This window comes from Roseiconus lacunae (genome assembly GCF_008312935.1).
Taxonomy (GTDB): domain Bacteria; phylum Planctomycetota; class Planctomycetia; order Pirellulales; family Pirellulaceae; genus Stieleria; species Stieleria lacunae.
The window spans coordinates 1,686,383-1,710,433 of sequence record NZ_VSZO01000001.1 but is presented as its reverse complement, the minus strand read 5'-3'; the positions used below and the strand labels follow the sequence as shown (position 1 = coordinate 1,710,433).

Annotated in this window: 14 protein-coding genes; 10 read left to right on the top strand and 4 right to left on the bottom strand. The window is 55.0% G+C overall.

All coding sequences use genetic code 11. From position 1 onward, the window contains the following. The first annotated feature begins 167 nt into the window (after positions 1-167). Positions 168-2,330 carry a sulfatase-like hydrolase/transferase gene (locus FYC48_RS06370; protein ID WP_149495736.1) on the top strand — a complete coding sequence of 721 codons (2,163 nt, stop codon included), beginning with the start codon at positions 168-170 and terminating at the stop codon, positions 2,328-2,330. 173 nt (positions 2,331-2,503) lie between these two features. On the opposite strand, the gene hemW is transcribed toward FYC48_RS06370, so the two are convergent. After that, on the bottom strand, positions 2,504-3,673 hold the full coding sequence (gene hemW, locus FYC48_RS06365; RefSeq protein WP_149495735.1) for a radical SAM family heme chaperone HemW: 1,170 nt from the start codon (positions 3,671-3,673) through the stop codon (positions 2,504-2,506). Positions 3,674-3,745: 72 nt separating this feature from the next. After that, entirely contained in the window at positions 3,746-5,401 is a 1,656-nt protein-coding gene (locus tag FYC48_RS06360; protein ID WP_235034099.1) for a hypothetical protein, read from the bottom strand. Between the two features lie 106 nt (positions 5,402-5,507). On the opposite strand from FYC48_RS06360, the gene FYC48_RS06355 reads away from it, so the two are divergent. Next, positions 5,508-6,026 (top strand): thiol-disulfide oxidoreductase DCC family protein, encoded by a 519-nt coding sequence (locus tag FYC48_RS06355; protein ID WP_149495733.1) that lies wholly within the window; start codon positions 5,508-5,510, stop codon positions 6,024-6,026. A 37-nt stretch (positions 6,027-6,063) separates the two neighbouring features. Here FYC48_RS06355 and FYC48_RS06350 read toward each other — a convergent pair whose 3' ends face one another. Further along, positions 6,064-7,896 (bottom strand): ATP-binding cassette domain-containing protein, encoded by a 1,833-nt coding sequence (locus FYC48_RS06350; RefSeq protein ID WP_149495732.1) that lies wholly within the window; start codon positions 7,894-7,896, stop codon positions 6,064-6,066. Positions 7,897-8,014: 118 nt separating this feature from the next. Then, positions 8,015-9,796: an ABC transporter permease gene (locus FYC48_RS06345; protein WP_235034098.1), complete on the bottom strand. Its 1,782-nt coding sequence runs from the start codon at positions 9,794-9,796 to the stop codon at positions 8,015-8,017. Between the two features lie 478 nt (positions 9,797-10,274). Here FYC48_RS06345 and FYC48_RS06340 point away from each other — a divergent pair, with 478 nt between their 5' ends. From FYC48_RS06340 to FYC48_RS06305, 8 genes are all read left to right on the top strand, one after another. After that, positions 10,275-10,667, top strand: coding sequence for an STAS domain-containing protein (locus FYC48_RS06340; protein ID WP_160149360.1), 393 nt, complete (start codon positions 10,275-10,277; stop codon positions 10,665-10,667). Between the two features lie 144 nt (positions 10,668-10,811). Continuing rightward, positions 10,812-11,267 (top strand): ATP-binding protein, encoded by a 456-nt coding sequence (locus tag FYC48_RS06335; protein WP_149495730.1) that lies wholly within the window; start codon positions 10,812-10,814, stop codon positions 11,265-11,267. Between the two features lie 960 nt (positions 11,268-12,227). Continuing rightward, positions 12,228-13,508 carry a DUF1559 family PulG-like putative transporter gene (locus tag FYC48_RS06330; RefSeq protein WP_149495729.1) on the top strand — a complete coding sequence of 427 codons (1,281 nt, stop codon included), beginning with the start codon at positions 12,228-12,230 and terminating at the stop codon, positions 13,506-13,508. Positions 13,509-13,660: 152 nt separating this feature from the next. Further along, positions 13,661-14,830, top strand: coding sequence for a choice-of-anchor D domain-containing protein (locus FYC48_RS06325; RefSeq protein ID WP_149495728.1), 1,170 nt, complete (start codon positions 13,661-13,663; stop codon positions 14,828-14,830). 61 nt (positions 14,831-14,891) lie between these two features. Further along, a complete protein-coding gene (locus FYC48_RS06320) occupies positions 14,892-17,147 on the top strand; it encodes a DUF1559 family PulG-like putative transporter (protein ID WP_149495727.1) in 2,256 nt (751 codons plus the stop codon). A gap of 199 nt (positions 17,148-17,346) precedes the next feature. Further along, positions 17,347-19,551 (top strand): pilus assembly protein PilM, encoded by a 2,205-nt coding sequence (gene pilM / locus FYC48_RS06315; protein ID WP_149495726.1) that lies wholly within the window; start codon positions 17,347-17,349, stop codon positions 19,549-19,551. Positions 19,552-20,007: 456 nt separating this feature from the next. Further along, entirely contained in the window at positions 20,008-21,678 is a 1,671-nt protein-coding gene (locus FYC48_RS06310) for a Na/Pi cotransporter family protein (protein WP_149495885.1), read from the top strand. 592 nt (positions 21,679-22,270) lie between these two features. Then, entirely contained in the window at positions 22,271-24,049 is a 1,779-nt protein-coding gene (locus FYC48_RS06305) for a hypothetical protein (protein WP_149495725.1), read from the top strand. Positions 24,050-24,051: the final 2 nt, after the last annotated feature.

Genomic DNA, 24,051 nt, shown 5'->3' with positions numbered 1-24,051 from the left:
CTGTCATCGAGACTTCACTTTGACAACCCAGGTTCATTTTGAAATCCGTCGATCCGAAATCCGTGCTATCGAAAACCACTTTGCCGGATCGCCATGGAGTATTGCGAACGGCGGGTGGATATAATGCACCACCATCAAGATTTTCTGTTGCCACTTTCGTGAATGCGATGCTCCGATTGACATCTCTTGCCTGCTGTGTTGCCTGCCTGTTTCACCCAACACTTGCCTCGGCCGGTGATGCGGCGCGCCCGAACATTTTGCTGATTTTTTCAGACGACCAAGGCGTCAACGACGTCGGTTGCTACGGCAGCGAAATCCAAACGCCACACATCGACTCACTCGCCGCCGAAGGCCTGAAGCTCAATCAATTCTATGCCGCAAGCAGCATTTGCACCCCGTCACGGTTTGGACTGCTGACCGGAAGGTACGCCCATCGCTCGGCAGATCAATTGACGAGCGCCTTGATGTTCCTCGCCGACGAACATGCGGACCGAGGCATTCGCGATCACGAATTAACTTTCGTTTCCGAACTGCAGCACACCGGCTATCAAACCCATCTCGTTGGGAAGTGGCATCTCGGTCATGGGCAAGACAAATTTTGGCCGACCGAACACGGCTTTGACACCTTCTTCGGTCATACCGGAGGCTGTGTCGATTTTTTTACCTGTCAATATGCCAATCGACCCGACTGGTACCGCGGCAAGGAGCTGATCGAAACACACCGGTACGCGACCGACGTGATCACCGACGAAGCCGAACGGCTGATCGAATCGTTCGGCCATCGATCCGATCAAACAGATCAAACGCTGTCCACAGATAGACAGCCCTGGTATTTGCATGTCGCCTACAACGCGCCACATTTTGGCAAGGCATGGGACGAAGAAAACCAAACACCGCTAAACACGATGCAACCAAAGCCTGCGGATCTGGCCCGAGTCACATCGATCGATGATCCGCTGCGCCGAGCGTTTGCCGCCAAGGTGGTCGGGATGGACGACGGCATCGGCCGGTTACTCCAAGCCCTTCAGGCGAGCGGACAAGCCGACCAGACATTGGTCATCTTTATGACCGACCACGGCGGCGATCCAAAATACGGCGGATCAAATGAACCGCTGCGAGGTGGGAAAGCGACCTTGTTCGAAGGCGGCCTGCGAGTCCCGTGCTTGATTCGATATCCAGACTTGATCGCCAAAGGAACCGAAAGTGATGCGATCACGTCCGCACTCGATTGGTTCCCGACGATCGCCGAATTAGCGGGCTTGAAAACTCCGGCTAATCTGGATGGCGAATCCATGCTGCCGATCCTTCGCGGCGAAACGCCTTCGAAACACCGTCCAATCGCTTGGGCCACCGGCTCACATGCCGAACTGGAACGTAAAGCATGGCACGCCGTTCGTGACGGACAATGGAAATGGGTTCAGCCACCAGGCCAGGACGCCATGTTGTTTGACCTCACCAAAGATCCAAACGAAACGACGAACTTGATTTCCAAGCACTCGGACGTTGCGAAGCGATTACAACAGCTTTCGGCGATGCCGGTCGAAGTGGACGCATCGTTGATGCAAAATTTTCGGCAGATCGACAAGCAGCTTTTTGTCGGTGGATCACCACATGGCGAAGCAGCCTTTGAAACCCTTGCCGAAAAAGGAGTTCGCACCATCATCAGTGTCGACGGATCAACTCCCCAAGTCGACTTGGCCAAGCAAAACGGTCTTCGCTATATCCACTTGCCTATCGGTTACGACCAAGTCAACGCGACACGAACACTCGAACTGGCCAAAGCGATCTCTGATTCGAAAGGCGGCGTCTATTTGCACTGCCATCATGGTCGTCACCGCGCCCCTGCCGCCGCCGCGGTGGCCTGTGTAGCGCTCGGGAAACTGGATCAAAAAGAGGCCAATCAGTTGCTTAAAGACTCGGGAACCTCACCTCGATATGCCGGCTTATTTCGTAGCGTCGACCGAGTCGAGCAGATCCCCGTGTCGGAATTGAAGCGTTTTCAAACAACGTTTCACGAAGCGGTCAAGGTCACCGAGCTAGCCGAACAAATGGTCGCGATCGATCGATCACTCGAACACTTGGTCGCGTTACTTGATCAAGGCGGCGTTTCGGTTGCCGAAGAGAGTGTGCTCCTACACGAGCACTTCGTCGAAACCATGCGACTCGACGAAGTCCGATCCTGGCAGAAGCCGCAGCGCGACCAACTTGAGCGATCAACAGAACTCGCGAAACAGATTCACGACGCGGCGACGCAACCCAAACGTTTGCGAACCTTGATCGACCAACTGAAAGCAGACTGCAAATCGTGCCACGCGGCGATGCGAGACTGAAAAGGGGTCAGGACTCAATAACACGAATCCCCTTTACCGGTCGGTTTTTGAGTCCTGACCCCTTTTACAGTTGGAGAAGGACACGGCACGCTCACGATTCGGAAAGTTGAAAGCGGAAGGGCCGACTTCAGAACTCTTTCTCAGTTCACGGCGAATTAATCCAGACTGCCGTGCTAGCCCAGCAGTTCGCCGGCGACAGAATCGGCAAAGTGGATGCCGCGTTCGGTCAAGCAAATTCGATCAGCATGCCGCGTGATCAAGCCTTGCTCTAGCATCTGCCGCAATTCCGTTTCGCAAAGCGCCAGCAAGTCGACACCGTATCGTTCACTTACCGCTTGAAGATCCACTCCGTCGATCATTCGGACACCAAACGCGGCCGCCTCTCGCGCCGATTGTTCCGCGCTGACAAATTCTGATTCGGCGATCGGTGATTGCCCGGCTTCGAGGCGTTTCAGATACGACGTCGTGCTGCGATGATTCACGTTGCGATACCCATCGACAAAGGCCGCCGCCCCAGGACCGGCCGCATACCATCCGGCGCCATGCCAATACGCCAGATTGTGTCGACAGCGAAAGCCGGGTTTGCCAAAATTTGAAATCTCGTAGTGCTCGAATCCCCGCGCCGCAAAATGCTCTCGCGCGACATCATACATTTGCAGTTCCAGCTCTTCCGGTGAATCATGCAAATCGCCTTTGGAGCGTCGTGACCAAAACGCCGTTCCCTTTTCGAAAGTCAACGCGTAGGTCGACACGTGTTTGATCGGAAGCGATGTCGCCAACCGCAAATCCTCGCGCCAATTGTCAAGGGTCTCGCCGGGAGCGGCAAAGATCAAATCGATCGAAACGTTCTCGATCACTTCGGCAACGTCGCGGATAATTTGCCTAACATGCTGGCCGTCGTGAGACCGCTCCAGAATCGACAGTTTTTCATCATGGAACGATTGCACGCCAAGACTGACGCGGTTGATCCCTAAGTCATGGAGCAACCGCAACTTGTCCGTCGTGATGTCTTCCGGATTCGCTTCGACACTCCATTCGGCGTCCGCGACAAAGTCAAACCGATCGCGGACCGCTTGTAAAAGCGTCGCCAACCGATCGTGATCGAGATGGGTGGGCGTCCCGCCACCGATGAACACGGTTTCCAACTCGGGCGGCCGATCGGTGCTTGAACGAACCGACTGCAATTCCAGGGTAATCGCATCGAGAAACCGATCGATCAAATCATCTCGGCCGGCGACGACACTGAAATTGCAATAGCCACAGCGGTGCCGACAGAACGGCACGTGGATGTAAAGCGAGCGGCACGATGCCGATGGCGTAGTGATGGAAGAAGAGGCTTTCATGGAAGCCTCATTCTACCCGGCCAACTTCATTTCACGAAGGCTGGAGACAGCAAGCCGCCGCGGGTGTCCCGATCAATCGCCGGATCGCAATCGATCGAAATAGTCTTTTGCATGCTCGCGTTCGGTACGCGGAAGCTGCTGGTTTTCAAGTGGATCGCTGTCTTCGGCGAACGCACTTTCGACGGCCCGCTTGAGCTCTTCGCGGGTCACCCCTTTACGGTTGGGCCCGTCGGCAAATCCGGTGATCTTCGCTTGTCCTTTCCGGACTTTACCGCGAACCTGCGTCTCGTAAGTGTTGGTTTCGTCTTCCTCTTCGGGACGATCACCCTGACCGTTTCCTTCGCCCATGCCGTTGCCGGGCTTGTCGCCTTGTCCCATCCCCTGTCCCATCCCTTGGCATTGCTGACACCCCGACCCGCTGCAGTTGCCGCAACGCATTTGATCTTTCGATTGGGACAACTGATTCATCGCGTCTTCGAGATCTTTCAGCTCGCTCATTTCCTCTTGCATGTCGCCGAGCTGATCGGCCATGTCCTGTAGGGAACTGGACGCTTGGTCGGCGTCACCGTTTTGCATCGCCTGAGCGGCCTGAGCCAGCTTGTCCGCCATTTGCTGCATCTGTTGCATTTGCTGCTTGGATTGCTGCTGCATCTGATTGAGCTGCTGCTGCATCTTGGCGGCATCTTGAGAACGGCCTTCGCGTTTCGCTTGTTCGATCTGCTCGCGCAGTTGCTGTTGTTTTTGCTTCTGTTGGTCAATCGATTTTTGCAACTGATTCTTCAGTTGCTCGATCTGCTTTTTGATCTCTTGTTTTTCTTTTTCGTCCAGATTGCCGTCCTTCATCTTGGACGCCAGCTGACGCATAATTTTTTCGGCTTTCCCGAAGTCACCTTTGGCGATCGATTTGGCAGCTTCGCCGGCCGGCCCCGCTTGCAACGACTGCATTTGCGACATCGCTTTTCGCAGTTGATCATTGGACCCAAGTTGCTCGCGACGTTCCTCGAGTTGTTTCTTGAGATCGTTCAGTGCGATCATCGCGTCCTTGCGATCGATGTTTTTCTTTTCAGTGATTTCGTTCAGATCGCGTTCAAGCTTGTCAAACAAATCACGGGCTTCCTTGAGTCCCTTCGCATCCGCATTTCGCTTTTGCTGTGCGATCCGCTTTTTCAACTGAAGCGACGCGCGTTTGATCTGCGCCGTGACCTCTGGATCGACTTCGGTACCGGCCTGTGGATTGATCGATGCGGGTTCCACCAGGATCAACACCACGGCCAGAACCGGAGCGATCGCCAACGGCAACCAACCAAGACGGCTGGGCTGGTAGGCAAACTTTTCGGCAATTTTTAGTTTTTCGGCCCGACGGTCGGCATCGGTCATGACGGCGAGTCCAAATTCGGTTTCCCGGTCAGATGTCGACATCGACATCGAGCTGCTCAGGCGTTCGCCGAGCGAGAAGCGTTTGTCGATTTCCAGCGCAACGCGTTCCAGAGATGGACGTGTCAGCAAGGCGTACGCGGCAGCGGCTAGCACGGCGACGCCAACGGAACCGGCGATCCACGCCTGGTTCCACCACGTCAGATCGACCTCCATCGCCTGGATTCCCGGCAACGCACAAGCAATCGTGGCGACAATCAAGGCGACAAACAGCGTCACGCAGACAACGCGTCCAAATGTTCCCAGAACAAGACGCCGCCGAGCTCGACGGACCTGTGATTCAATTCGATTCATTGCGGTAGCCTTAAAGGAGGGACGACCTACAATCCCAGTATAGGGACAGCGTCAGTCCGCCTGTCACCGCAATTTTGCAGCGAGAAACGTGTTTTTGGTCGAAAAAATGGGCTCCGCAGCCACCGAAACTCCCGCCACTGCCGAAAAGTCCGCCCAACAGTCCACGTCGAATCGCGAGCACGGGTTGCCCGATCCGGATGACCGGCCGGGTGCTGACGTGGTCATTTATGACGGCGATTGCAATTTCTGTCTGGGCCAAGTCAAAAATCTGCAACGGCTTGACTGCTGCGGAAATCGTCTCAGCTACATCTCGCTTCACGACCCGCGTGTCCGCGACCGCTACCCCGATTTGACCTACGAACAGATGATGGAACAAATGTTCGTGATCGACCAGCAAGGCAGACGTCACGGCGGCGGCGACGCGGTGCGTTACCTATCCCGAAGATTGCCGTTGTTGTGGCCCGCGGCCCCGATCTTACATCTGCCCGGGACGGCAAAGCTGTGGCGGTGGGGCTACCACCAAGTCGCCAAACGGCGCTACCGAATTGCCGGAAAACGGTCTGACCAGACGTCGTCTTCCCAAGGATGTGATGGAGACGCCTGCTCCGTCCACTTTGGCGATTAACGCTCCGTCTAGATCGAAAATATCGGGTGTCGGCTGATCAGCCGACACGCGCCCCCGAGCGGTACGGGTTGAACAACAAATAGTTAAGGTGTCGATAAAGATCGCTGTCGTTGAGCAAATCGGCATGGCGACCTTCGCCCGCTAAATCGGCTCCATTGAGCAGGATGACTCGATCGGCGGAACGTAGGGTTTGCAATCGCCGCGGCAAAACGACCACCAGCGACCCTTGGCCGGCAAGCTTTTGCAGCGTTTTTAGACACGGATCGTCATCCAACTGCGTGCTGACAGCCGGCGGTTCGCTGACCAGAAGAATCGGAGGCCGATGCAGAAGCGCGCGGGCCAAACCGATTCCGTAGGTTGCTTCGGTCGACAATGATTTGTCCTCCACCGAAGCGTACGTCGTTAGGCCTTCGGGAAGACGTGAGATCTGTTCATAAACGTCGACTTCACGCAGCGCCGCGACGATGTCGGAACTATTGATTTCGCTATCACCACCGGCAAGATTCTCTTCGATCGTGCCGTCCCAAAGTGGACCGGTGGGGTCAACCCACATGACGTTCTTGGCAAGTGACGCGGGGTGAACATCGAGCAGTTTCAGTCCGTCGATTCGCACCTCCCCCGTAGCCGGACGACCAAACCCCATCAGCATTTCGGCCATCGCCTGGGTGGAGACTTGGTCTGTCCCTAGCAAGACAGCCAGCGACTTGGGCTTAAACCCTGTCGTGATGTGGTTAAGAATCGGTTGGCCGTGCGACCCAAATAGCGAAACATCGCGAAACTCCACCCCATCGCGTAAACCTGCCAAGCCAACGCGTTGCTCCGAAGGCGTCGCCTCGCTACTTCGTTTCAAGTAGGCATAGATACTGTCACAAGCCGGACCGCTATGGGTGCGCAGGTTTCGACCGAGCGAAAGGATTCGCCACACGGCAGAGAACGCACCGGCCAGGGACAGCCCCAACACGACTGCCGACGATAGACTTAATCCGTACTCTGATTCTGCAAGTAAATTCAGCCCCAATCCGATCACCATGATCCCGATCGCCGACGACGCGGCCAGGAAAAGAGTCGGCCAAATACGGCCACGACGGGCATCATTGCTGTCGAGTGAATGATAGAGCTGATCGACTTCGTGACGGAACGACTCTTCGGCAATGCCGCTGGCCTGCAATCGTGCCATCTGCGGAGCACGGGCAACTAGACCGGCAATTTGGTCTCGCAGTTGTGGCAACTCCCATCGCCCGACTTCTTCGACATCGGTTCCGCGAACATGCTGGTACAGACGCCACATCATGACACCACTGATGACCGCGATGATGGCCAAGTACACATGGACGAGCAATGCGACGGCAACACAACCGAGCAATAACAATACGCTCCGTGGAACCACTCGGTACCAAAGCGACAGGCCACGACCGAGCGACGGAAGGTGTCGTCCGATCAAGGCGCGAGCGCTAGCCGATTGGGCGGCGGCACCTTCCAGTTCGGCGCGACGAACACTCTGCTTCAGCACTTGATAGTGCAACGATTTCGTGATTGCCATCGCACGTCGATCGGCGACGCGACGATGCCGCCAAACCGCTAAGCAAAACAATACCGAGATAAAGAACGCCAGCGAAGTCAATTGAGTGAGCTGCACCAACTCACGCTGGTCGAGAAATGATTCCGGGAGGGGAACATAAAGATTCACACCCAACCGAACCGGTGAACTATCGATCGCTTTCGTTTCAAGCAGGTACGAAATTAATCCGAACACCAGCACCAACACCGGCACCAAAATTCCGGCCAGCACCGCCCAGATAAAGTACGTCAGGGAACCGGTTTTCCCTTCCGGTTCGTGTCGAGCCGCTGAAAGAGTTTGGAAGCGATTCAAAGCTGCAGATCCCCGTAAGTGGTCCGGCGTCGATGATCCTGTACGATCTTGCCGACGCCCCGAAAGCCACACATCAAGCGGCTTTCGTAAATCCTAACGGGGCTAACAACGGCCCCGTTTAGGCCAAATCGCGATCTTCAAACAACAACATAGCAACCATCCAAATCGCGACCGCGAAGACGACAAGATAGTTGAAGGAGGCGGCGAGGTAGATCCAGGGAACCTGGTTTCCACTGTCCATCGCAGTCTGGACATTAAAAATGTTCAGGTTTGGAACCACGATCGCAATCAAGTTCCCAACAAATCCGACCAACGGGTTCTCGCCCCGGGCCGATGCAACCAAAGGCTGCGTCAAGTTGCCGATCACGTAGATTACCAAACACGAAATCAAATTGCTAAGGAGCGGCAACCGTGTCGCCAAAGCGACCGCGACGGCGGCGATCGACATCGCTTGCATGAAATACAGCCCCAGGACCGGGACGGTTGACATGATCTCTTCGAATCCGATTTGCCAACCCGGCGTCGCCCGAGCGGTTTCTCGCGCGTCATAGATGGGTTTGTAAGCCATCAACAACAAGAAAATCGCCCCGATGATCACAAACATCACCGCGATGCTCATCATGATGCCGGCATACTTTCCGAGCAAGAATGAACGTCGTGACACTGGCTTGCTCAGAACGGTCAGAGCCGTCCGCCCCTCAATCTCGTCGCTCACGCTTGTCCCGGCACTCCAAACTGCCTGAATCATTGCCAGCACCATGATCAACGTCACGCTGCTGTCTTTGAACATTCGAATGTCGTCGCCGAGGGTGTTGAACGGGTAAATCGAAAAGAACACCACCCCGAAAATGCCAAGGGCAAGCAGGATCAGATACAACGTCTGGGCCATCTCATTCTTGGCCGTTGACAAGGCGAGTGCCCAGACCCGCGGGGCAGCTTGCCGAAACGCAACCAACGCGCTTATCAGGAAAAAGACAATGCACCCAATCGCGACCGCTTGCGAAATCTCGGGAATACGGGGCACCGTGGTAATCGTGAACTTGACCGTTGCGGCATCGAGTTCACGGTTCTGGATGTGTAATTTCGCGGGGTCACTCGGAAGTGGCGGGACATCACGATCTTCGTACCGATAAACCATCTGTTCGCCGGCATCGATTCGAGCCGGCTTGCGAGAGAATTCGGCAATGCTCGCCCCGTCACCAAGCATGACTGTCTTATCGGATTCAATGATGAGCTCCGACATCGCCCGCAAGTCATAGTCGAACTGCTGGGCATGAAACGTCGCCTCGTCAGGAGCAACCGAAGGATTCGCCCCCGGCACCGTGACTTCATGAACGACCGTCCCATCGCTGATCAAGTTGACCTGTGGGATCGACTCGATGAACTGCATCGGATCGTTGACATAATACGCACCCAGGACTCCGATCAACGTGAACGCCCCAAGCGTGGAGAGGACGTAAGGCACAACCCCTTCGCTCAAGATGTCGGCCCACTCACTTCGAGTTCGGTGCCACATGCCATAGATCACCGCGTATCCGATCACAATTCCCGCAAGCAGCAACGGCAGATACAACGTTTGTGCGTATTCATCACTGCTCGACGCGAACCGCATGCAAAGCATTGCACCGACGACCACCCCGACGATCAGCGAGGCAACCGTCCCCCGCGTCGAATTATCGGCTAGCTTCCCGAGCGGAGGGACAAACGACAAGAGAGCCAGGACGGCATAAAAAGCCGCAGCGACCACGGCACCAAGCAGCAAACCGAGAGAAATCGCATAGATCGGAGTCGCCCAACTGGGCATCCAATCGCCAATCTGGCCAACTACCAAGCCGCTTCCCATGGTCGAGGCAGCGTCGAAAAGAAAACCAGACGAAGCGGCGGTGAAATTCGCAAGCACGGGTGGGATCACAAAAGCGTGGCGGAAACAGAAGGCGACGAAAAGACAGGCTTCAAAATGGATCAATCAGCCATCGAATCAGACGCTACGCATCGTTCACACAAATGGTTGTTGGTTGGTTCTGGATTTTGAGCAGAAAACTGATTTTCTCGCCACGACGACAAGGACGACGGTGAAACAACCCGCCCGACAAGTCACCCGATACGCTGGCGAATCTTGTGTGCTAATCTTCACCGGCTGCCGTGACGGAACTCACCTGCGTTGATGATTACGCCATTGCGCCGATTCGCCAGAGAGCGAATTTTGTTGCAAAATTGACGTGGTTTTGATATCATCCATGTCGATAAAACATGCGGAATTGACGGGGATTTCACGCGAGATCCTTCAGCGAGGGCATGGCGCACCACGTCCGGCGTCTGACCTTCCATTAGTGCCATTTAACGTAGTTTCGAGACCCCTTAAGAGCAGGCCCAACATGGTGCCGAGACGTCGTCAACAAACGAATATCCGAATCGACGACTCCGTCATGGTTGTCTGCCCGACAACCAAAAGCATTAGCACTCGTAAACTCGCCAAATACTTTGCGACTGATGTCGTTGAACGGCTTGAGAGTTTACAGCCGTCAGAACTTCGCAAGGTAGTGGTCGATCTTTCAGGCGTCCAGTGGATCAGCAGCGCGGGACTCAATGAGTTGATCCATTTGCAAACGCTAACCCGCTCCTCGGGGGCCGAACTTCACCTGTCCGGACTGTGCGAGACCGTTCGGGATGTGTTTCGAATCACTCGCCTGGAGCGTTTTTTTGACGTCGAGTTGAGCGAATGGGATGCATCGACGCTTCCCGAACGGGAGCTTGGCCCCTCTCTGTCCTGAAATTTGCGGGATATTTGCATGGCGGGTTCACCCGATCGCTAATCAGTCCCCACAATTGCTTGCCCAACGGTATGATGAAGCAGTGAACTCCGTCACCGTTCGCGGACTCTTTTTTGCAAGCCCTCTTCAAAACCGGCCTTCGTGATGTCATCTGATCACGCCGCGTGGACGCTGCGTCGAGAAATCCCCAGTGATACGACCATTGGGAGCGAATTGGTCGATGAGCTGCTCGCTGCCATGACCGAACGGGAATGGCCGTCCGCCGATCTGTTCCGCACCCAGCTTGCCTACCAAGAGGCGATCGTTAACGCGATTCGCCATGGCAATCATTCCGATCCGGACAAAACTGTCACCGTCGAAATGAGCTGTGATGATCAGCGTGCGACGATCACGATCACCGATCAAGGCGATGGCTTTGACCCCAATGACGTCCCCGACCCGCGGAGCGATGAACTGCTTGAAGTCCCCGGCGGCCGTGGTGTCCTGCTGATTAACGAGATCATGAACGAGGTTGCCTACAACGATCGCGGCAACCAAATCAAAATGACAAAAATCAAAGGGGCCAACCCACCCGCCGACGAAGACGACGACGACGAGTAACCCCGGCGTCTTCAATTTCAATTTTCGCGATTCCATCTTACGCGAACCGCCGCGAACATTGATTCCGACACCTACAACTCGCAGTGCTCATCCCTGCACCGACTCGGTGCTTAGCAGTCGATAATCGACAGCCGTCAATCGCGGCACCGATGCGATCAACGCGGTTCGGCTTTCCCCACATTGCAGATGAACGATCCGTTCGCTCCCGAGTCCCCCGTGCGCGCCTCGGCCGCACAGCTTCGACAAATCTTGTTTGGAGTGTGACACCTGACGCGAAAAGCGTCTTTTTGGCGCGCCCGAACTTAAGAAGATTTCATGAAGGCAATGTTGAGGCTGCGCGTCGTTACCCAAAAACCGTGTTCAGCAACGGGCTTTTGAAAGGAGGGGGTTTGACGCCGGTCCGCCGAATGCGAAGGAACGATGAAGTCCGTGACTTTGCGATTGCGACTTTGTTTTCGCTCGTTTGAATTGACGCACGTTTCACAACTTGATCCGTGCGATCGTGATGAGCATTGCCGCGGAAAGGCATTGCCCTTGAGGGGCCGAAAGATCGAGCCTTGGTTTCACCAAACGCTCACGTTCGATCCATCAACGCTTCGCAGGGACCTGTTGGAATGTTGCCCGATGTTGGATAGGGCCGTTCGTGCATACGTACATCGCACGGCGAGCTTCAACAGCACGGCAACTCCGATAGACGGAGGCGTGAAATCTCGGTGTGTTGCCGAGACTCCGTGTTTGAAACACAGGCAGGACAGCGCGTCGCATGCGGGGCTGCCGTGTCTTTGGAGTCATTAATTAAGAGAGGAGCCGGCCGGCGAACACGGAAGAACAATTGGCAGATCTGTTGCACCAGAGCCATGTTCACCAGAGCGATCGCCAGCCGACTACCTCAGGTCGTTTTCCCCATTATGGACGGGTCAAAAAAGCCTGTCCATCAAAGTCCAGAGAAGGAAATTCGAAATGTCGCGGATGCGAAAGTCGGGATTTACCCTGATCGAACTCTTGGTGGTTATCGCCATCATCTCGTTGCTGGCGGCTTTGGCCTTGCCAGCGTTGACGAAGGCTCGTGAAGCCGCTCGTCGTGCACAATGCTCGAACAACTTGCGTCAGTTCGGAATCGGCATGTACACCTTTGCCGACCGTGATCCACTGACCCGTCTGTGCTCCGGTGCTTCCGACTGGAAGCGTGACGGCGACATGGACACCTACGGCTGGGCCGCCGACTTGGTCAACATCGGTTCGGCGATCACCGGTGACATGCTGTGCCCCAGCAACCCTGCCAAAGGCCTGGAAAAGGTCAATGACTTGATGGGTGGAGCCACTTCGGGATCGAGCAGCAATCCTGCTCCCGGTAATACCACCGCACGTATGACTGAGGGTGCGGCTTCGGAACTGTTCACCGCAATCGATGCCACCACCGGTACCTACAACACGCCGATCACGTTTGCCTACCAAGGCGGCACGCTGGACAACGGCGGCTACGTCGGCACGTTCTATGTCGAAAAAGGCTACATGACCAACTACGCGTCGGGCTACCACCTGGTTCGTAGCAGCCCCGTGACTCAATTCGGTGGCGTTTCGGGTGCAGCTTACACCACGTCGGCGAGCGGCGGAAAATTCAAAGAACGCCAAGACTCGGTTGGCCCGTTGACCGCCAGCAGCATCGACACCGCACGTGTTTCGGCACAGAACATCGGCCTGCTCGGCGACGCCGGACCGGGCGACTTGGACGAAGCCGTTTTGGTTGCCGACGTCACCAACGCAGCCGGCGAAGTCTTGCTGCCTAAAGGCATGCTGCTCGCCGAATCGTTCAACGACGGCCCCGCCTACTGGGACAGCTCGGCTGATCGAATTCACTTGCTCGACAAAGACGTTCGTATGGGACAACAGATCCAGTGCGAAAAGGGCCAAGCAACCACGATCGAATGTGCATTGCCCGTCCATGCCGGCGTTCGCGATGACACCACCAACCCTGGCGGAACTTACTTGCAGGACACCCGTGACTGGTTCGCGATCCACACCGGTGCCGCCAACATCCTGATGGCTGACGGTTCGGTCCGCTTGTTCTTCGATGAAAGCAACGACGGCTACCTGAACCCAGGTTTCCCGATCGACGACGACATCACCGATTTCACCTCGATCGGTTACAACTCGGCTGACGTCGAGCTCCCACCGTCGCAAATGTACAACGGTATTTGGTTCAACGACAGTTGGTTCAAAAACACGTTCGAAGAAAACTGATCATGGCTGATTGCATCCTGATTTAGCTTGATCTGAAACGGGGTCTCGGTGGCTTCATTGCCGCCGAGACCCACGTTTATTGATTCACACATGATTGATCGGGACGTCGACCGATCGGTCTCTGACACCACGAAATTCTCGTTAAGAGCTTTATGGACGTCTTAGCCAAACGTTTGTTGATCGCGTTGACAATCACACTTTGTTTCTCCGCGTTCGTCTTTGCCCTCAGTCAGTCGGTGACCTACAAGCCCTGGGGTGTTGCCGATAGCGAACGCGAAAAATACGACGCGATCATGGCTGACATCGAACTCAACGAACAAGTTCGGTCGATGGAGGTCCCACGCATTCAAGCTCCTACCCTCCCACATGACTTTGGTTGGGTGACGATCGGCGATGAATACAAACACACCTTTTCGATACGAAACCGTGGCGAGAAACCCCTCGAACTGACGCTAGCCGGTACGTCAGGTGAAGCCGTGCGGGCAACGTTGGGGACTAACAAACTTGCCCCCGATGGATCGACGACCTGCGATGTCACATGGACGGTCAGCGATTCCGACACAGAATTCAGCTCGGAAAAGGTTTTCTTGAAAACCAACGATCCACTTCACACCAACATTGCGTTGACTTGTGTCGGAAAACGAAAGCACCGCGTTGTCGTCCCTTCGACGATTCGTTTGGGGAGCCATGACATCGGGATCAACCCGACAACCACGTTCCTCGTCTATAGCCAGGTATACGACGACTTTGAAATCACCGCGATCGATGCGGACGGATTGGAGTCTGAATGGGCAGCCATCGAAGCCTCACTTGATGACGAGCAATTGTCCGGACAAGACGTGCGATCGGCGCAAAGCGTGACGGTCAAACTGCAACCGAGTGACCACGGTGCCTATTCGGGAAAGTTCACCGTGGCGATCCAGACCCCCGATGGGATTCGGCAGGAAACCATTTCCTATGAGGGCAAGGTCCGACCGCCGGTGGGCTTTTACGGCCCAGAGATTCACCAGTCGACCGGGCTGGATCTGGGAACGCTGGACAGTGGCACGCAACATGATTTCTATGTCACCGTTCGATCGCGCGGCGACAAGTCTCGCGAGATCGAAGTGCTTGAGATCCAACCCAAAGCTTTAGAAACCGAACTGACGGCGACCTCCCAGCCCGGTGCGTACAAGCTACGAATTACCGTCCCCAAGGGCTGTCCCGACCTGCAGTTCAATCGCAGTCAAAATCGCGGTTTCGTCAAAGTAGGCGACCCCTTGTCTCCCAGCTACTCGAGTTGGTTGCCGTTGTGGGTGTCTGTCTCCAAAGTTGATGACTAATTGATCCAATCATCGACGTCCCCTAAGTCAGTCGATTCTACATCCGAAAGAAACTGGTTTGATGAGTTTACGAGAATTGGTTCGGCAAGTGATGCCACGAACGATCTTGATCAAGTGCATGTGCGTGGGCGGCTTGCTTGCCGCGATGGCTCTGCTACCTGGATGTTCCAGCGATACCGACGACTTGTTCATGAAAGCCGCCGCGCGTCCACGGGGCAACCCAACCGCAGATGCCACGCCTGAGGTTGATCCTCAAAAAGCATCCCCACAAACGGCCCAATCTGATTCGACACCATCTCCACAGGTCCGGCCTCAGCCCGCGACCACCCAGGTTGCCAAGCGATCGCAACCTGAACCGCAAACCGCGGCATTGGTTAGCAACGTTACCTCGTCATCAGCGTCGATCCCAACAGGCGATACAGCGAAGGACCTGGCGACGGCCGACCCTGAGTCCAAGACACCTCAATCGTTAGCCGAACAAATCGGTATCAAGCCTCTTTCGGAGCGACTTCCCGCTGCGGAACTGTCCGACGGCGAGAGTCGTCGCCGGACAGTCGAGAATATGATCAAAATCTTTGAGGCCCTTGAAAAGTACGCCGCAGACCATCAATCCCGGTTCCCACCACCGACAATTCAGAACGAAGCGGGAATCGACATTTATTCATGGCGGGTCGAGCTACTGCCCTACCTCGGGTATCCAGAACTATATGACAAGTTTGATCGTTCCAAACCTTGGAACCTTGGTAGTAATAAGGAACTACTGCAGTACATCCCTGAAGAGTACATCACCGGTTCAGGCACCCGCACCAACATCGTCGGTGTCTCGGGCGATTCGTCCCCTTTCTTTCCGAAAACCGGTTTAGACCCGAGTGTGATCCAGGACGGATCCGCAAACACGTTGCTCTTAGTCGAAATCGACGATTCCAACGCACCAGAATGGACCGAACCGGCTGAGTTTTTTCCGACGGGTAACACGGTCGCTTCGCTCGACAATTTCTTTTTCCGAAAGCGGGGCGAAGGCTTCATCGCGATGTGGGCCAACGGGTTGCCAACCTTCATTGGCAAAAGTACCGACAAACGCCTAATCGAAGATGCATTTTTTGTCGGTAATGATAACGATTTCACTGCCGGCCAGATTCATCAAACGATCTCTTTCGAAGATGCGAACGGTGAAACGGCGATCGGCAACGAGATCATGACCAGTCAGACGGACGAAATCACTTCGATTGATCAAGCGTTGATGAGCGCAGACTCGACAATCATCGATCGACCGCTTGTCGAAGAAAAAGAGTATGCTCGTACGCCGGTCCCGAACGTGATCGAACTCCGCTCGGCCCAGGAACGCCTCAAGAAACTCTTCGCAGATAAAATCCGCGATGCCAAAACTTCGGGCGACAAGGTCAAACTCGCTCGCGAGTTTCTACAGTTAGCCGGCGAGATGACGAGTGACCCGGCCGGTGCGTTCGCACTACAGCAAGCGGCGATCCGAATGGCCATCGATGCCGAGGACACAGCCCAACTGCTTCAAGGCGTCGATCAGCGTGTCGCCCAATTCGAAGTCGACGCGCTCGAGGAAAACCTGAAGTGGTTCCAGGCCTTCGGTGAATCGACCGCGTCACGAAGTGAAAAAACGATCGACGGTGACGAATTGATCGAACGCACCGTCCCGATTGTTTTGACCGCGATTCGAGATGATGAGTACATGCGAGCCGCTTCGGTTTGCCGTGTTGCCAATCGCTACACCGGCGGCGCACGGTTTGACGAAGTCTCACGGATCCTCAATCGCTTGCGAGGCCAACTCGGGCTCGCCAAGCGCGATTACGATGAGTCCAAAGAGTACTTGGACATGTATCGGTCTGACCCAGACAATGTCGCCGCCGGTGCCGCCTTCGGCCGGTTTGCTTGTTTTATCAAAGGCGACTGGAAAACAGGCCTGCAGTTAATCGCCGACGGACCACAAAACGACTTGCGTGAAGTTGCCCGGATGGACTTGCAAGGTGCCGGTACCGCGCGAGGTCAAGTCGCGATCGGCGATGCATGGTGGGAACTCAGTAAACGAGCCTCCGGTGCCTATCGTCAAGGAGCCCAAGATCGCGCCGTCAAGTGGTACGAAAAAGCTGTCGATCGGTTGCCCGAGTCTCTCGACAAAATCCACGTGACCAATCGGTTACAAGATGCACACGATTCAACCGGCACAAGTCCGATCTCACTGTGCATTCAGCTTGGCGATCTATTGGGGGTCGATATTTCACAGAGTTTGACTTCGATCGCCGTGGAAGGTTCTCGCGGACTGTCTCGAGACGATGATGATGATTGAGAACCGAACCGAAGGCCGTGCGACGAATACGCAAGTGTTTGCCTCACGTCGCTATGCCGGGCAAACAGCATGGCCCGCCGCTTGCGCCATCGGTTCACAAGTCGGCACACATCGACCTTCGGAGACATGTCCGAGCCGATGACGTTGCCGCGAGGTTTGCGTTGACCCACTGTTTCTTTTTCGAGCCACCAGTTTAGTCATGTCTTTGTCTCCACAAGATACGTTGGCCGGTACGAACGATTCACTCCCCAGCGGCATGGTCGCTTGCGGGAAATGCCAGACACCGAATGATGCCAACAGTCAGTACTGCGCCGGATGTGGACATACGCTGTACGAAAAATGTAAGGGCTGTGATAAGCCGGTCCTGCTGACGCAAGCGTTCTGCGGCAGCTGCGGACAAGACCTGCGAGCGGCGATTCGCCGTGAGTCGCAACAGTTCGAAGACAAACTGGCAAGAGCGGTCGAAGCGACCAAAGCCGCCGACTATGACACCGCCCGTTCGTTACTCTCGTCAGTGATCGCAAAGAAATCTGACTTCCGCTTCACCGAACTGGTGCATAACGCCGAAGTGGCACTCGCTAAGATCGAGCGGATCGCCTCGCAGTTGACAAGCAACGCGGCTGAATCAATTGTCGCCGCGGGAAACGCGTTCGAACAGGAAGATTACAAACGCGTCATCGCCTTGCTATCCCCGATTCCAGAAAGGCTGCTGACCGACGAAGCGCGACAGTTTCTCGAAAAGTCGCAATTGACCATTCGACAATTCGACGTCTCGACCAGCCAACTGCGGAAGGCGATCGAGGCTCGTGATTATGTCGTCGCCGGCCAGCACCTCGACCTGCTTCTCGATCAACAACCCGACAACCAAAAGTATCAGCGACTGGCACAACAAGTCGGCGATAAACTCCGGCAAAAAGCCGAGCGACGCCTGCAGCAAAATCGCTATCGATCGGCAATCGATTATTTGCAAAGCGTGCCTGCTTCGGCAAGAAACGATGCGTATTCCAAGTTGGTCGAACAAGCCGAAAAGTTACAATGGATGTCACAACAGTTCTCGGGAGAACCGTTTGCTACCCCCGTGCTCGGTCGGCTCGCCAAGCGATGGAACGAGCTTGCTCCCGAAGACACCAAGGCGAAGGAAGCCTTGGCTACGATTGCCAAACGGATCAAAGCAGAACGCGGCGACCCGCGTAGCTTGTTTGCGCCCCGCAGACTAAAAACACGAAGCTGGATTGGTGGCGACCTCAATGTCCTCGCCTATCCGACAGTCATCAAAGGCTGCGATCACAACGAAATGCAGCGTGCGGCGGCAGAGTTCAATGTAGCGATCGGACTCGCCCTCCAAGGACTCGGCGAAGCACCGATCACCGATCAGTTCTATCAACCCAAGCAAGGTTTACTCGGACGGCTACGCCGAAAGAAAACCAACCGATGCTGGGGATTTGACCTGGGCGGAAGCGCCGTTCATGCGATCTGTCTACAACGATCGGAAGAAGACGGAACGATCGAAGTTGTCGATTGCTTTTCGAAGCGATTCGAGAATGTCGGTGCACAACTGAAATCTAGCGACCTTCAGCAAGCGTGGATCAAAGAGTCTGTCGAGCAATTCACCGAAGGACGCGACCTCTCTGAGGTGCCTGTTTGGGTGAGCTTACGCGGGCGAGAACTGGTAACGCGATTTGTTCAGTTGCCTCCCGTTTCCGACAAGCAAGCGAAGTTGTTATTCGAACGCGAGATCGAAGACCGGATTCCGGTTGAACTTGACGAAGTCGAAATGGTCAAATGGTTATGTGAACTGCCCGATGAGGAACAACACACCCTCGGTCGACCGTCATTCGTTGCCGCGGCAAAAAAATCGCACCTCGAACCGTTCGTCGCATCGCTCGAATCGGCCGGGCTACCGATCAGCGGGATCCAAGCGGCGCCGATCGCATTACTAAATTTTGCCGCAACGGAATTCAAAGAGTTGCTTAACGAAACAACTCAAGGGGATGACTCCCCGGAAGCCAACGGACGTCCTTCCCAACATTCCATCCCGGCGATCGCGATCGTCGACGGTGGAGCCGAAACGACAACCGTTTGCTTTGTTTCCTCGCGTGCCTATTGGTTCTGGACGATCGAATCGGGAGGGGCCGAGTTTACTCGATTGATCGCTCGGTCGAGTCAGAAAACACACGCCGAGGCGGAGCAACTCAAACGCGATGTTGCTCAAATCGATCAGCCTCATCTTGTCATGGAACCAGTCGAAAGGCGACTCGATGAACTTCGTTCGCGGCTCGATAAAATCGTTACCGATGCGACCAAAACCACCGCGCCGTTTCACATCATGCAAACATGGTGTTGCGGTGGCGGCTGCAAGATGCACGGCTGGATCAAAACCATCTTGTCAGAGCAAGCTTCGTAATAGCCTTGACAGCGGAGACGAGAGAGCGATCCGGAATTCTTAAGCCGATCGCGTGAGCGACTAAGCAACGTCACCACCAGCGCTCGGTTGACGAATGCCTTGGCGGCTTCCGTTGGGACGTCAACCATTCTTCGAATCTGGTGATCCGTCTAGATTCAATATCCGGTTTCGGCTTGTCAGCCGTCGGGCGTCAGTACCGGTGATCGCACCGACACCGTGGCAAACGCCGGCCGGCTTTTCCTAATTCTAAATGTTGACGAACCACGGCTTTGCTGCGGGGGCGTCGAGCGTTCCGTCTGCGTTCGACTGCTGCGCATCAGACCTCGCAGCGGCTTGGTCAATTCAGAGGGGTTTATTGCAAACATTCGTGCCGTCCGTAAACTGTGTCTCTTTCACGGAATCTTAACACACCCCCTGATTGGGAAGGCGACATTGGAATTCTCCAGCTTGACAGAAATGCTCTTCATGCTCACTGGCGGCTTGGGCATCTTTTTGCTGGGCATGAAGCACATGTCCGACGGAATGCAAGCGGTTGCCGGAAATAGCTTGCGTAGCCTGATCGGTGCGGTGACCAACCACCGCATCCTCGCCACCACGGTCGGTGTCATTGTGACCTGCATCGTGCAATCGAGCTCGATCACGACGGTCATGGTTGTCGGTTTCGTGAACAGCGGGGTGATGGCTCTTTCGCAGGGAGTCGGCGTGATCATGGGAGCCAACATTGGCACCACGATTACCGGTTGGATTCTCGTGCTCAAGGTCGGTAAATACGGCTTACCGTTGCTGGGCATTTCCGCGTTCGTGTTCTTGTTTTCCAAAAAGGATCGATGGCGGTACTGGGCCATGTTCTTGATGGGGACGGGAATGGTTTTCTTCGGCCTGGAACTGATGAAGGATGCCTGTGCGACGATCAAAGAAGTGCCTGACTTTGAAGCCTGGTTCGCGAGGTTCAATGCCGACAGCTATCTGGGCGTCCTGAAGTGTGCCGCGGTCGGTTGCATTTTGACGACCATGGTTCAGTCTTCTTCGGCGACACTGGGGATTACAATCTCGTTGGCAACCCAAGGTGTGATTTCCTATCCGACGGCCGCGGCCTTGGTACTCGGCGAGAACGTCGGGACGACAATCACGGCATTTTTGGCATCGCTGGGGACAACCACTCAAGCACGCCGCGTCGCCTATTTTCATGTGATTTTCAATCTCTTCGGTGTTTTTTGGATCACCCTGATCTTCCATTGGTACATCGACTTCGTCCAATCGATCGTGGGTGGGGATGCCTTCGAACCGGCTATAGTCGGCGGCCTAGAAACTTACCCCGGCGTGGTCCCGGCGATCGCCGCAACCCATAGCATTTTTAACATCGCAAACACGTTGCTGTTTTTGCCTTTGATGACACCGATGGTTCGTTTCCTAGAATGGGCAGTGCCTGGCCCTGCGTTCAAAGAAAAGCCGCGTTTGACCGACCTTGATGTTCTTATTCTTGAGACGCCGCTTCTTGCGATCGAACAATCACGTAAAGAAGTGCTGAAGATGGGTGATGGCTGTTTAAAAATGATGGACTGGCTGGTCGAGCTGATGAATTCCGAAGAGCCGGACAAGTCACTTGCCGACCGCCTGAAGCAACGCGAACGCATTCTCGATAGCGTGCAAGATGAAATCGCCGAGTTCATCACGGGACTGCTCTCGGCGGGAAGCGTTTCTCACGCTACCGCCGAAGAGGCACGTCGTCAGCTGCGTATTGCCGATGAGTATGAATCCATCAGTGATTACATTGCCAACCTGGATAAATTTGACCGCAAGCTTCGTCGTGACGGAACGCGGTTCACCGCGTCACAACGAGCCGACTTGGAACAACTCAATCGCCGTACAAAGGAATACGTTGATATGGTTCACGAGGGGTTGGCGAAAGACAATCGCAACGTGCTCGCGGCAACGAGTGCGGCAGCGAAACGCATTCGTTCGGAAGTGAAGTCGCTGCGAAGAAAACACCTCAATGAATTATCCAGCGGACCAATGGAACCGGTCGTCAGCGTTGCCTTTCTGGCAGCACTGAACGCCTACAATCGGGTTCGCGATCACGCCCAAAACATCGCCGAAACGGTTGCGGCTGAAAAAACGAACTCTTAGTTCACTCTTCCCGTTCAATCGCGCCGGGGGACGCTATTGCCAAGGAACGTTGGCTCCGGTTATTGCACAAAAATCATGGTTTATGCTAACCGGATGACGCTAATTTCAAAGGTCAACGGAGCACTGGGTTAAAAACAGAGAGGACACACCGCGTATGCTGTGCGGTGTGCTTAACGACCTGTTGATTTTTAGGTTTGATCTCTCATAAAGTCAGCTTCCACTCCGCAATCCCCCTCGGAAAAGGACGCTACCGTCACGGAGTGAAGGGCGACAACAGAAAATCAACGGGCTGTTCATCTTAAATTGTCGCAAACCTTATTGAACCGATCGTGCTGCGGTCTCGTAACAGTATCCGTCGCGATTACTCCGTCCACTGAAAGACTGTCCCGCGGGAAGTGGATGATAGGAGACCGTGGCATTAGCGGTAGCGCGTCTGGCGTTGCTACCGGTCTAGTCATCTTATCAACCTGCGATTTCCGTTGGCCGTTTTCGCTTAGCGTCAGCCACGACAATGGTCGTTGTGGCTGCCGATCGGAATACCGCTTTAGGATAACGGTCTCGGAAATCAACGGCCACGACGCGGGAGGGGGCGATGAACAGCGATTCCGATTCGAGTCAATTCAACGAAGCGGCATCTGAAGATCCGCAGACACCATCGAAAGTGACTGTTGACGGAAAGCAAAACGACAAAGACGTTGAAAGTTTGCGTCAACCGACCACGTTTGCACGATTGCTTTACAACCACAATCCGTTTTACCTGATCAGTTGTTTGTTGATCATCTATGGTTGTCAGAGCCTCGCGATCGGTGGAGGTGACGTCTTAGAAAAATCGAGCACGATGGCCGGAGGATTGGCGATCTATAGCATTTTGATGGCGATCGTATGCATGGGCGTCGTTTGTTTTGCCAAGGTTTGGGACGACGCTCGTTCGATCTTCATTGTCGTCATTATCAGCCTGGTTGCGACAACGACTGGCTTTGACGAACTGTGCATCGAGCGACCAACACTTGCGATTGGTTTCGCACTCGCGTCAACCGGATTGGTACTCTTGGTCACCGAAACGGTTTTGACGATTTGCCGAATTCGTTTGTCGACGTGGTACCGACTCTCCTACTACGCTTTCTTTGCCGTGCTGATCGGATTCCCGGTAATTCTTGGCGACGCGGTCGCTGACCGCAATGATTCATTGGCGAACTGGGGTTCGGTACTCTTTTCAAGTGTTGTCGGATGTTGCTTTCTGTTGCTGATTCCCGCCGTTCGCCAAGGGGCGGTCGCGGTCGCCGATAACGGAACTCCCTGGCAGTTCCCGCTATATCCGTTATCGGCTTTCGTCGTCATGGCCGTGCTAGCGATCGTTCGATCCCATGCGATTTGGATGTCGTTTGGCTTCTATGGAACAGCCGGTAACTTCGAACCATTCTTGACGCTTCCGATCGCCGCGGCGGCAATGATCTTGATCGCTGAAGCGGGCCTGGGACTGAAGCATCGGCTGCTGCAACACGTCGCACTTGTGGCCACACCGTTGCTATTTTTTTGTGGACAAACCAACTCGGGCCGAACCCATTTGCCGATCGCAAATGAATTAGCCCAATACGTCGGTGGCGCCGCGACAGCGTCGGCGATGGTGATTTTGTGCCTGTATGTTTACTATGCCGTCCGCCGCATTCGTGGTGCGTTGTACGGCATTCCGCTCGTCTGTTCGATCATGACCATTTTCGCGCCGCTACCGGTGACGTTGGTAGAATTCGGCGTCGAACGCTGGATGCTATTCACGGCAACGGGGCTGATTTGGTCACTGATGGCGCTAGCCAGTCGCCTCGTCGAATGGATGTGGCTAGCTCACGCCGCCATGATCGCGGTCGCAATCGTACTGGCGGGGGAATCTTTCGGCGTTGCAATGAACCACTGGATTGTCGCAGCAGTCTATGTGTTGGTCCTGTTCCTTACCATCGGGGCGATCTTTGAAAGTGACCTGGCAACCGTGTTGCGTCATGTCGCGGCCGCGGAAATGGTGATCTCCGGAGCGGTAATCCTGTTCCACTTTTTACAGCAAAGTCGGATTGAACTCGCGTGCATTTTGTTCGTCTTCGCGGTTTTGATGACCGCCTACGCGTTTCTAGTCAATCGACAAGGCTGGCTGAAAATTGCAGGAATACAGGCTTGTCTGTTCGTCGGTGCGTTGGCTTTTCAAGGACATCGCCAAGGTCAACTTTACCGTGTCAATTGGCCGATTGCGTCGGGAGTGATCTCGCTCGGGATCGGGCTTGCAATTACGACTGGGAAATCCGGACGTTATGCTGACTGGTTGTCCAAACGAAAAGAAGACAGTGAACGCCCCTCTCGGCTCATGCAGCTTCGCCCCGGACTGTAGCC